Here is a 12,287-nt window from a genome sequence, read left to right as displayed (position 1 = left end):
ATCACTTTTATTTGTTGTGCTACTCCACGTCGGACTTTAAAGTTGAAGAAAACAGTGCTAATCCCGTTGAATTACCTGTTTTGACCATCGCATTCATCACTTGTGTAGGTGAATGTAAAAGTTTATTTGTCAATTTATAACTCAGTGCTTGTAATACAGCTTCGCTATCTTCACCTTGACGTAACGCAAGCAATGCCTTTTCTAATAGTATTTGACGAATATCTTCTGCATTTTCTCGGTAAGAACGGATTAAATTTGAAAACTGATGCACTTTTAACCACTCAAAGAAATCCACGCATTCTTGTTGAATAATCACCCACGCTTGTGCCGACGCTTTCTCTCTTTCTGCCAGATTGCGTTGAATAATTGTCTGTAAATCATCTACTGTGTAATGATAAATACTGTCTAACTCACCGACACTTTCTTCAATATCACGTGGTACCGCAATGTCCACCAACAGCATTGGTAGGTCACAACGTACTTTTTGTGCAATCTTGACCATATCTTGAGTAATCAAGATTGTAGGACTTCCTGTTGAGCTGATCACAATATCCGCTTGATTTAAGCCTTCTTGTAACTGTGTGAGTGCCAAGACTTGCACATTTTCTGCACCATCTAATTTAGTTACTAAATGTTGCGCTCGTTCAAAAGTACGGTTTGCAATCATAATTCGTTGCACACCATGGCGTAACAGATGTCGACACGTCAGTTCGATGGTCTCCCCTGCACCGACTAAAAGCACATTTAGTGTTTTGAGTGAATCAAAAATTTGGCGTGCTAAACTACATGCTCCATAGGCTACAGACACAGCACTGCCACCAATATTCGTTTCGGTTCGAACTCGCTTTGCGACAGAAAACGTTTTTTGAAATAAACGGGAAAACTCACTGGAAAGAGGTTGATTTTGCCCTTGATAATACGTTTTACTCAACTGATAGGCGTCTTTCACTTGCCCTAAAATTTGCGGTTCTCCCAATACTAATGAATCCAATCCGCAGGCAACACGCATTAAATGTAAAACCGCTTGTTGATTTTGTTGCGAATAAAGGCAGCCTGCTAACGCATCTAAAGATAACTGATGTATTTCTGCAAACCATTGCATACAACGCGTCGCCCAACTTTCTGCCTCTTGAGGCGGAATGGCTTTATGATGAAAATACACTTCAGTACGATTACAAGTGGATAAAATCACCGCACTTTCAGCCAATGCTTGTTGCTGAATTTGCGCCAATGCCTCAACCCGTTTCTCAGCAGAAAACGCCACTTTCTCACGGATAGCGACAGAGGCTGTCTTGTGATTAATACCAATAACTAGAATCGTCATACATTATTTTACATGAACCGCGATCAAACACGGCGCGTTGAACCCACAAAGAAAAGAAATAAAGCCCATTTTAATCAATTGTCCTGTCATGAGCAAACGGCAACGTGATTATTTACATGAACTTCGCTTTTATTTCAATTAAAACACGTCTTTTGCTTTACGCCATGCAACAAAGGTTTCTATATTTTGTGCGATCAAAAACGGATTAATCTGTTTTTCTCGTCCCATTGTCGTGGGTAAACTTGGCTGGTGTGCTACACGCTGTTTTTGTACCCATTGTTCATGTTGTTGTATCGCTACATTTTCTGGCAATACATATTTGGCAAAGGCTAAATTGGCTAAAGTATATTCATGGGCGGGACACACAATTGTGTCATCAGGCAAGGATTTTAAGCGTTGTAAGCCATCAAACATATCTTGATAATTCCCGGTAAAGACACGTCCACAGCCCGCAGAAAATAAACTGTCGCCACAAAATAAATACCCATCAACCAGATAGCTCACATGTTGTTCCGTATGTCCTGCGGTTTGTAATACCTGAATGTGGTAATGTTCGGTCTGCAAAATGCCCATATTAACAATTTCAGTCGCCCCTTTCGCTTGGGTTTCTGCTGGTCCAAAGACTTTCACGTTTGGAAAATGTTGTTTAAAAAGTGAGACCCCCGCAGTGTGATCATCATGATGATGAGTTAACAGCAAGGCTTCCACTTTAAGTTGATGCTGTTGAACATAATCGAGTAACGGGGTAAATTCTGGTATATCGATCACAATTATCGGTAAATTTGCTCGTCCATAGAGCCAAATGTAGTTATCATTTAGAGCAGGAATCGGTACTAGCATAAATTGTCCTCAAGGGGTTGTCATGTGGTGGAACGCAAAATATCCTAACGTCATGCACTTGCCGCACAGCTGGCAACAATTACAAAATGGCAGTTGCTATTGTAACGCACTTACCGACTATTTTTCGGCTTGGTATCCAAAAATTTTAGGTCATCACGTTTTAAAACTTGGAGGATTAAGTGCTGAAATTCAAAGCGATTGTTTTTTGCATCATGCTATTTTACTTGCTCCCCATATCAGCCCACCATTACAAAGCCTCGGCTTGCAAAAAAATACCAGTGTCATCCAAGCTAATTTGACTGAACTGCCTTTTATTGAACAATCAATTGATGCTTGTGTGTTGAGTAACACATTAAATTTCAGCCAAGACCCGCACCAAATCTTACGTGAAGTTACGCGTGTTCTGCGTGAAGATGGCTATTTATTCTTGTCTCTTTTTAACCCCTTTAGTCCACTATTATTTAAACGCCATTTACATGCTGTCCCTCATCCCCCATTGCCTGTTCGACACTATGTTCCTTGGCGTATCTTAGATTGGCTAGCTTTACTTAATTTTGATATTTTAGATCAAAAGCGTTTAGTCAGCTGGGATAAACATCGCTGCTTTCCACACCTGATTGCGATTGTGGCACGTAAACGAGTTTATCCATTAACCCTCAATCCACAAAAAGCGCACTTCAAAAAACACGAACTTCTCACCCCAGTTAGCGCATTCAAAACAAGACTACTACGTAAATAAGTGCAATTAAACTTGCGACAAGCCATAAACTCCCCTATTATGCCGAGCTTTAAAATCAGAAACATATCGAGATAAGCATGTCTGAACAAACTTTTATTCTCGGCAAAGATGCCGCACTGGAAGACAGTATTCACAAATTTCAGCAAAAACTCACCGCACTTGGTTTCAATATTGAAGAAGCGTCTTGGCTCAATCCTGTACCGAATGTATGGTCGGTACATATTCGTGATAAAGATTGCCCACAATGTTTTACTAATGGGAAAGGTGCGACGAAAAAAGCGGCGCTTGCCTCCGCATTAGGGGAATATTTTGAACGCCTTTCCACCAACTATTTCTTCGCTGATTTTTATTTAGGACAGGATATCGCTAACAGTGATTTCGTGCATTATCCCAATGAAAAATGGTTTCCTATCGAAGATGAGAACTTATTGCCTAATGGGCTTTTAAATCAAGAATTGCTCGATTATTACGATCCACAACAAGAATTAACGCCACAATTATTAGTGGATTTGCAATCCAGTCATTACGATCGTGGCATTGTCGCCATGCCTTATGTACGTCAATCGGATCAAACAACAGTTTACATTCCACAAAGTATCATTGCTAACCTATACGTTTCCAATGGTATGTCTGCTGGAAACAGTAAATTTGAAGCACGAGTCCAAGGCTTATCGGAAGTTTTTGAACGCCATATTAAAAATAAAATTATTGCCGAAGCAATCAGCCTACCATTAATTCCTGCCGAAGTGATGGCACGTTTCCCAACGATCCAAGCTGCTATTGCGAAATTAGAACAAGAAGGTTTCCCTATTTTAGCTTATGACGCGTCATTAGGCGGAAAATACCCCGTGATTTGTGTGATTTTACTCAATCCTAATAATGGTACCTGCTTTGCCTCTTTTGGTGCTCATCCTCGTTTTCAAGTAGCACTCGAAAGAACCGTTACCGAATTATTACAAGGGCGTAGCTTAAAAGATCTTGATGTGTTTACGCCACCTTCTTTCAATAATGAGGATGTAGCAGAACACGCCAATCTTGAAACACATTTTATTGATTCCAGTGGTCTTATTTCTTGGGATCTCTTTAAATCTGACGCAGATTATCCATTTGTTGACTGGGATTTTTCGGGGAGCACGGCTCAAGAATATGACAACTTGATGGCGATTTTCCAAGCAGAACAAAAAGAAGTTTATATCATGGATTACAATCATTTAGATGTGTATGCCTGTCGAATTATTGTACCCGGCATGTCCGACATTTACCCTGTGGACGACTTAATTTATGCCAATAACAATATGGGCATGGATTGGCGAGAAATTTTGCTTGATTTACCGCACTTTCACCATGATCAACACACTTACCAAGAATTGTTAAGTGAGTTAGATGAACAAGGCATTGATGATGCGACTCGTGTGCGTGAATTTATTGGGATTGTCGCCCCCCCTAAATCGGGTTGGTCAACGTTGCGGATTGGTGAGTTAAAATCGATGTTGCATTTAGCCCTTGGTGAATTAGACGCTGCACTGGACTGGGCAAATTGGACATTAAATATGAACAGCTCGGTCTTCACTGCTGAGCGTGCTAACTATTATCGTTGCTTGATCAACAGTATTGAGCTATTCCTCGATAAATCTCGCCAACCTGAACAATACCGCATGGTATTTGAAAAAATGTACGGACAACGTGCAGTCGAAATAGCTTGGCAAGCCGTACAAGGCGGGAATCCGTTTTATGATCTCCTTGCTGATGATGAACATTTACACCAATTCCAAGCACACCAGAAACTGCTTCAGGCGTATGAAAAATTACAAAAAGCCAAGCGTGAAAATTGGAAATAAGATGAAAACGAAGGATGTCAGACCTGACATCCTTTTTCATTTGTGATCTAGTGCAAAGAAATCTTTTTCATTTCATGTTATTTTGACAACGATACTTTATCTGATAATAGGAGTTTTCTTATGCAAAATTGGACAACTGAAATGTGGCAAGCAGCGGGTATTGGCTTAGTTATTGGGTTGATCCTAGGTTACTTATTCTTACGTCTTACTAAAGGTTCGGTGAAAAAACAACTTCAAACGGAAACTGAATTACAGAAAGTCAAAAATCAATTAGATAACCAAAAACAACAGCTTGAAAAACACTTTTCAGAAAGTGCCGAACTTTTGAAAAACATTGCCCAAGATTATCAAAAGCTGTATAAGCATTTAGCAACCTCCTCAACGACATTATTGCCAGAATTAACCAATAAACCGTTATTCTCATCACATTTAATTACGACTGAACATGTGGATAAACATGACCAGCAAAATAAAGATGAACAACCTAGAGATTATTCTGAAGGTTCATCAGGTTTACTAAAAAACGATAAATAGTCTATAAAATCTACCAAGTCGCCTACTTGGTAGATTTTTTCTTTTATCAACGCACCATTTCATACATAATAATCCCCCTAACACTTCGTTTTATTAACCATTTATTCATTCTCTAAAAGGCAGTTACGAAAATGAACAATTCACTTCTCAATTAATCTCTTCTTTCTTATAGAGCAAGTGTTCTAACGCTTTGCTTAGCATGTTGTACAATAATTTAACGGAGTAAATGATGAAAAATCAGCTTACCAAATTAAAATGGTTTGATATTGCTATCTTAACCCTCATTCTGTTTTCCTATGCTATTTATGCTTCCTTTCTTCATTATGCTATGCCATTGGAAGGGAATAATTATGCCGATATCACGACTTTTTCAGCAGAAGATAATATAGGAGCCTTTATTCAACAAAGTCTCTTATTATTCTTGGCATTTTTATATTTAAAATGGCGAAATTTTCATTTCGGCGTATGGAATATTGGGTTTTCTTTTCAAGCAATCGGAAAAGGGATTGTATTGTTTATCATTGTCGCCCTGTGTATGGATCTTTATTTCATCCTGTTAAATGCGTTTCTAGATTTGTCCTATGTTGAAGAGACATTAAACACAGAAAGCATACCGCACTTTGCTTGGATTAATTTCCCGCTGATCCCTTATGCTATGTTGAATGGGGTCTATGAAGAACTCTTTTTCTTAGGTGTCTGCTTAAGCGTTGATCGTAAATATCTCCCTATCGCCTTTATTTATTCACTGATTATTCGTGTGAGTTTCCATACTTACCAAGGCATGGAAACTGCGATTGGCATCGGTTTAATACTGGGTAGCCTCTTTTTTCTGCTATACCAAAAATCAAAAAAGAAGGATCTCTTTCCTTTCTTTGTTGCCCATGCCATTGCCGATGTCTTTGGCGCTGGCGTCATAAGTTATTTTTATTAAAGCAAAAAATAACGCAAGTCATCTGACTTGCGTTATTTGCGCTTCGATTAGATAAAAACAATAAAACCTATTAATTGAGTTGCTCTTGAGTCTTAATAGCGTCGCATTCCCAGCCTGCATATTCACCTGAAAATTGATTCGCGATATCTTCAAACTGTTCCACATAGTTAAAAATCTGACTGTTATCTAAGCTCAACTCCTGCTCTAATCTCACCAAATAAACCAGTTCATCCTCTTCGAGCATAACAGGCAACTGACTATATTGCATGGAAACCAGTGTAATAGACTGCGAGTGAAGATAATCCATAAACGCAAACATATTTGCTTCTTCTTCAAAACGAAAGCTATGCTCAATCGTATAAAGCGCTGCAAGATCACGACCATTTTTTGTTAACAGTTCCAGCACTTCTTCGGTGGCATGAATTTTCATTTCCAAAGGTGAAGGTAATAAGAAGTCAAAATAAATGTCCCAATGTGGATCATATTGAATCTCAATAGCAGAAATTTCCTCAAATTGTTTAAGTACTTCTAAAAAGGGTTCCGTGTTATCACAATAAAAATAAAGCTGTGCATGACCTGCCGATAGCACATGTCCTGCATATAACGTGTCAGGTAATGCACTTAATTGTGTCCATAATTTCACAATCTGACGCATTAATGTTTGATAAAAACTCGGATCTGGCAATTCATTCTCATCCAACATCGCATACGGAAATTTAAACTGTATGATGTTATGGCTTTTCGGCGAGGGGAATTGATGTAATACCTCAAGATTCACTGAAAAAATCGCCAGTTTCTCATTCAGTACAGAACGATAATTTTGCCAGCTTTGTCCTTTATCCATGCGAGTACCTTATTTAAATACTGCCCAAACCGGTGCATGATCAGAAGGTTTTTCCATTGCACGGATATCCAACGCAATCCCTGTTTCAACACAGCGTGCTGCTAGAGCATGGTTTGCAATAATATGATCAATACGTAAACCACGATTATCATCAAACCCTTTTGAGCGATAATCAAACCATGAAAATTGATCGTTCACATCCGGATTTAAATGACGAAAAGTGTCCACTAAACCGTAGCCATATAAACGGTTCATCCATTCTCTTTCTTCCGGTAAAAACGAACATTTGCCCGTGCGTAACCAACGTTTACGATTTTCATCACCAATCCCAATATCCAGATCTGTCGGACTAATATTCATATCGCCCATAATAATAATCGGATTATTGGCATTGTGATCCTGTTCTAAATACTGCTGTAAATCCGCATAAAATTTCTCTTTAGCGGGGAATTTGGTTTCATGATCGCGACTTTCGCCTTGTGGAAAATAACCATTAATCACTGTTAATAAGCCAAAATCTGTTTCTAAATCCGCCATAATAATGCGTTTTTGAGCTTCCTCGCTGTCTGTTGGAAACCCTTTACGTACCGCTTTAGGCGCTTGCTTGGTTAACAACGCAACACCGTAGTGTCCTTTTTGACCATGATGAAAAACATGGTAGCCCAAATGTTCAACCAGTTCATAAGGGAACATTTCATCTGCCACCTTAATCTCTTGCAATCCCAACACATCGGGTTGGTATTTCTCAATCACCGCTTCTAGTTGATGCGGTCTTGCTCTCAATCCATTAATATTAAAAGAAATGACTTTCATGCCTAAATTTCCTAATTCATCATTAGATAAAGTCAGCATTATACTGTGATCTCGTGTATTGCCAAAGCAATAAAAACATTCTGTCATTACCCCTTAGCTTTTCACCATCACCCCCTAGCAGCATTTTTTGCAAAAATGTGATCTGTGTCTAGTAACATCTCATTAACAATGATTGATCATTTTTAAAACATCTTTTACAGTGAAAAATGTGCTAAAAGAATCCTTTACTCACCCAAACGGAGGAACTATGCCGCATAATTCAATGTTAAAAGAAAATCGTCTTTTCAAACCAACAGATGAATTTCGTCGCCAAGCCAATATTTCGGGCTTAGAAACCTATCAAGCTCTTTGGGAATTTGCTGACAAAGATTATCTCACCTATTGGAGTGATCTGGCACGTGAATTAATCACTTGGAAAAAGCCTTTTATGCACATCTTCGATGATTCAGAAGCGCCTTTCTATAAATGGTTTTCTGATGGCACTTTAAATGTGTCTTATAACTGTTTAGATCGCCACTTACCAGATAAAGCAGATAAAACCGCGCTAATTTTTGAATCAGATTTTGGTCAAGTCCAACTCTATACTTATGCCAAATTACATAATCGCGTTTGCCGTTTTGCTAATGCATTGCGTGAATTAGGGATCAAAAAAGGGGATCGGGTCATTATTTATTTACCCATGCTAGTGGAAGCCGTGATTGCGATGCAAGCCTGTGCCCGTATCGGTGCGATTCATTCAGTGGTATTTGGTGGTTTTTCTGCCAGCGCACTACGTGATCGGATTGAAGATGCTGAAGCCAAATTAGTGATTACCGCGAATGCTGGATTACGTGGTGGTAAAATTATTCCACTTAAAGAGACCGTGGATGAAGCTTTAGAAATGGGCTGTAAAACAATTGAAAATGTTATCGTCTTTCACCGAGTGAATATTGATACCCCGTGGAAAAAAGGGCGTGATCTCTGGTGGAATGAACTTACTGCAAACCAACCCGCTTTCTGTGAGCCAGAATGGATGAATGCGGAAGACCCGCTATTTATTTTATACACCTCGGGATCAACGGGTAAACCGAAAGGCATTGTACACAGTACCGGTGGTTATTTATTAGGTGCATTAAATTCGTTTCGCAATGTGTTTGATAATAAGCCAAATGATATTTTCTGGTGTACGGCAGATGTTGGCTGGATCACGGGACATTCTTATGTCTGCTATGGTCCACTCGCCAATGGCGCAACACAGGTAATTTTTGAAGGCGTACCGACTTATCCAGATCCGGGACGGATTTGGCGAATGATACAACGTCACAAAATTAATGTATTTTACACCTCACCGACTTTAATTCGTTCATTGACACGCTTAGGCGACCATATCCCCAATAAGTATGATTTATCTTCACTACGCTTACTTGGCAGCGTGGGCGAACCAATTAACCCATCGGCTTGGATGTGGTTTTATGAAGTGGTTGGTAAAAGTCGCTGTCCAATTGTTGATACTTGGTGGCAAACAGAAACCGGCTCGATCATGCTCGCACCGATACCCGGCGTAACCGCAACCAAACCAGGTTCTTGTACCCTGCCATTACCGGGTATTATGGCAGAGGTGTTAGATGAAAATGGTCAAAAATGTGCTGTAGAACAAGGCGGTGCGCTCGCTATTAAACGTCCATTCCCATCGATGTTACGCACGATTTGGAATGATCCTGAACGTTATAAATCTACTTATTTCCCTGCGGAATATGGCGGCAAATACTACATCGCAGGCGATAATGCCCATCGCGATAAAGACGGGTATTTTTGGATTCTTGGACGCACAGATGATGTGCTTAATGTCTCAGGACATCGACTTGGTACCATGGAAATTGAATCTGCGCTCGTCGCCAGTCCAAAAGTGGCTGAAGCGGCAGTGGTCGGTAAGCCAGATGAGATCAAAGGGGAAGCAATTGTTGCTTTCGTAGTGCTGAATGATTTCCGTCCAGAAGGTGAAGAAGCACGTCAGCTGGCAGAAGAACTCAAAGCTTGGGTATCCAATGAAATTGGTAAAATTGCCCGTCCTGAAGATATCCGCTTTGCCGATAACTTACCAAAAACACGCTCAGGCAAGATTATGCGTCGTTTATTGCGATCTATCGCCAAAAACGAAATGATCACACAAGATATTTCCACCTTAGAAAATCCACAGATCATCGGTCAATTACAACAACAATGGCTTTAAGCCGAACAAATAAAAAGCACCTTGTTCTGACTCAAGGTGCTTTAGTTATATTGACGCCCAAAGTGCGGTCGGTTTCTAGAAAGTTTTAACGCACTTATTTATTAATTAAGGTTAAAAACTCTTTACGCGTTTCACGGTCATCTAAAAAGACACCACCAAATGCGGATGTCACCGTATAACTGTTGGTATCTTTAATGCCACGGCATTTCACGCAGAAATGAGTAGCCTTTACATACACCGCCACATCGTCCGTTTCTAAAATCGTTTGGAATGCCAACAAAATTTGTTCAGTCAAACGCTCTTGTACTTGTGGACGTTGTGCAAAAAACGCCACGATGCGATTAATTTTAGACAACCCAATGACCCATTTTTTCGGGTAATACGCCACCGAAACCATCCCATCAATAGTCACAAAATGGTGTTCACAAGTACTGGTTAACGTCACGTCATTCACCAACACCATTTCACTGACTTTCATACGATTTTCAATGTTAGTAATTTTCGGGAAATTCGCATAGTCTAATCCGCTGAAAATTTCATCAACAAACATTTTCGCCAAACGCACGGGGGTTTCTTCTAAACTATCATCACGTAAATCTAACCCAATCAGCTTCATCACTTCACGCATATGTTGTTCAATCCCCGCTCGACGCGTATCTCTGTCTTGTTCTGGGGTAATCATTGGGGTTTCAATCCCCTTACTTAATAATGCGTTGCGGACTTTTTCTGCTTCTGGTGAAATCTTGTTCATGTAAAACTCCCGATAAATAATCCGCACATTCTAGCAAACTCTCGCCAAAGTACAAATGAGAATAATTGGTAGAGAGGATGAAAAGTTTTGGAAATATGGTGCTCTGGGCGAGACTTGAGCCTGAAAAAAGGAATACATTAAACTCACGCTCACATAAAATGTAAACAAAGTATGAGAAAAAGAGATCATCCTGCGTTTTTGGTATAAAATATTGCCCGTTAAACTCAACTAAGGATTCAATTATGTTGCCTCTTGAACAAGCACTGACTCAAATGCTCGCTATGTTGCCAACACCAGATTGTGCGCAAGCCGAACAACTCCCCCTTCAACATGCGGTGAATCGCATTTGTGCTGAGGATATCATTTCCCCGCTTAATGTCCCCTCATTTGATAACTCGGCGATGGACGGCTATGCGGTGCGGCTAGCAGATTTAGCACAAAATTTAACTCTCACGGTCGCAGGAAAGTCCTTTGCGGGCGCACCTTTTGACGGGGAATGGCAAACACAAAGCACGGTCAGAATTATGACAGGGGCAATGTTGCCGGCGGGTGCGGATGCGGTGGTGATGCAAGAAGACGTGATCGTCAATGAGGATGGTACAGTCACTTTCCCTGAAAAGATTAAAGCCGGTCAAAATATTCGCTACATTGGCGAAGATGTCAAACAAGGTGAAGTGGTATTGAATAAAGGAAGCGTGTTAAATGCAGTTTCCTTACCCTTACTCGCCTCATTAGGCATATATAATGTCAAGGTCTTTCCACGTTTGAAAGTAGCTGTGCTTTCGACTGGTGACGAACTTGTGCCGGTAGGACAACCGCTGAAAGAAGGTCAAATTTACGACACTAACCGTTTTACGATTCAATTGTTACTGGAAAAGCTCAACTGTGAGATTCTGGATTTCGGTTTATTACCGGATAACGAGCAAGAATTTGAAAAAGCCTTTATTGAGGCTCAACAGCAAGCGGACTTGGTGATCACAAGCGGTGGCGTTTCTGTGGGTGAAGCAGATTTTACCAAAAAAGTGCTTGAAAAAGTCGGTCAAGTGAATTTCTGGAAAATTGCGATGAAGCCGGGTAAGCCTTTTGCCTTTGGTCGATTAAAAAACGCCTGGTTCTGTGGTTTACCGGGTAATCCTGTGTCGGCATTGGCAACTTTTTATCAATTAGTACAACCGGTGATTGCCAAATTAAGTGGTTATAGCCAGTGGAAAGCGCCGCAACGCTTGACAGCCATTGCAGCAACCAAGATGAAAAAAGCACCGGGGCGTTTAGATTTCCAACGTGGTTTCTATCAAGTGAATGCCCAAGGGCAAATTGAGGTGCAACCCGTTGGTTTTCAAGGATCACATCTTTTTAGCTCTTTTGTGAAAAGTAACTGCTTTATTGTGCTAGAGCGTGAACGTGGCAATGTGGAAGCGGGTGAAACGGTCACAATCGAGCCATTTAACCATCTAATGAGTTAAT

11 protein-coding genes are annotated in these 12,287 nt (G+C 40.3%); 6 read left to right on the top strand and 5 right to left on the bottom strand.

Annotated features, from left to right (window positions below; genetic code table 11):
* Positions 1-19 precede the first annotated feature (19 nt).
* Together hemA and gloB are read right to left on the bottom strand one after the other, a co-directional pair.
* Entirely contained in the window at positions 20-1,324 is a 1,305-nt protein-coding gene (hemA, locus tag KPF51_RS03825; RefSeq protein WP_005726575.1) for a glutamyl-tRNA reductase, read from the bottom strand.
* Between the two features lie 138 nt (positions 1,325-1,462).
* Entirely contained in the window at positions 1,463-2,164 is a 702-nt protein-coding gene (gene gloB / locus KPF51_RS03820) for a hydroxyacylglutathione hydrolase (protein WP_005726576.1), read from the bottom strand.
* A gap of 22 nt (positions 2,165-2,186) precedes the next feature.
* Between gloB and KPF51_RS03815 the strand changes: the two genes are divergently transcribed.
* From KPF51_RS03815 to KPF51_RS03800, 4 genes are all read left to right on the top strand, one after another.
* Entirely contained in the window at positions 2,187-2,903 is a 717-nt protein-coding gene (locus tag KPF51_RS03815) for a class I SAM-dependent methyltransferase (protein ID WP_016533632.1), read from the top strand.
* Positions 2,904-2,980: 77 nt separating this feature from the next.
* Positions 2,981-4,741, top strand: coding sequence for a 30S ribosomal protein S12 methylthiotransferase accessory factor YcaO (gene ycaO, locus KPF51_RS03810; RefSeq protein ID WP_005756748.1), 1,761 nt, complete (start codon positions 2,981-2,983; stop codon positions 4,739-4,741).
* A gap of 120 nt (positions 4,742-4,861) precedes the next feature.
* Positions 4,862-5,275, top strand: a complete 414-nt coding sequence (locus KPF51_RS03805; RefSeq protein ID WP_005716148.1) for a YhcB family protein — start codon at positions 4,862-4,864, stop codon at positions 5,273-5,275.
* Between the two features lie 229 nt (positions 5,276-5,504).
* A complete protein-coding gene (locus KPF51_RS03800) occupies positions 5,505-6,206 on the top strand; it encodes a CPBP family intramembrane glutamic endopeptidase (RefSeq protein WP_061406116.1) in 702 nt (233 codons plus the stop codon).
* Positions 6,207-6,276: 70 nt separating this feature from the next.
* Here KPF51_RS03800 and KPF51_RS03795 read toward each other — a convergent pair whose 3' ends face one another.
* Positions 6,277-7,050 (bottom strand): TIGR01619 family protein, encoded by a 774-nt coding sequence (locus tag KPF51_RS03795; RefSeq protein WP_005726592.1) that lies wholly within the window; start codon positions 7,048-7,050, stop codon positions 6,277-6,279.
* 9 nt (positions 7,051-7,059) lie between these two features.
* Entirely contained in the window at positions 7,060-7,863 is an 804-nt protein-coding gene (xthA, locus tag KPF51_RS03790; protein WP_005716151.1) for an exodeoxyribonuclease III, read from the bottom strand.
* A 247-nt stretch (positions 7,864-8,110) separates the two neighbouring features.
* Here xthA and acs point away from each other — a divergent pair, with 247 nt between their 5' ends.
* Positions 8,111-10,072 carry an acetate--CoA ligase gene (gene acs / locus KPF51_RS03785; RefSeq protein ID WP_016534106.1) on the top strand — a complete coding sequence of 654 codons (1,962 nt, stop codon included), beginning with the start codon at positions 8,111-8,113 and terminating at the stop codon, positions 10,070-10,072.
* 94 nt (positions 10,073-10,166) lie between these two features.
* Here acs and folE read toward each other — a convergent pair whose 3' ends face one another.
* On the bottom strand, positions 10,167-10,823 hold the full coding sequence (gene folE / locus KPF51_RS03780) for a GTP cyclohydrolase I FolE (RefSeq protein WP_005726594.1): 657 nt from the start codon (positions 10,821-10,823) through the stop codon (positions 10,167-10,169).
* A 242-nt stretch (positions 10,824-11,065) separates the two neighbouring features.
* On the opposite strand from folE, the gene moeA reads away from it, so the two are divergent.
* The gene (moeA, locus tag KPF51_RS03775) at positions 11,066-12,286 is read left to right on the top strand and encodes a molybdopterin molybdotransferase MoeA (protein WP_005726596.1); all 1,221 of its coding nucleotides are present in this window, start codon (positions 11,066-11,068) and stop codon (positions 12,284-12,286) included.
* Position 12,287 lies beyond the last annotated feature (1 nt).

It is taken from the genome of Pasteurella sp. XG20, assembly GCF_018968665.1.
GTDB lineage: Bacteria > Pseudomonadota > Gammaproteobacteria > Enterobacterales > Pasteurellaceae > Pasteurella > Pasteurella multocida.
This window is presented reverse-complemented; position numbering and strand designations above follow the sequence as displayed.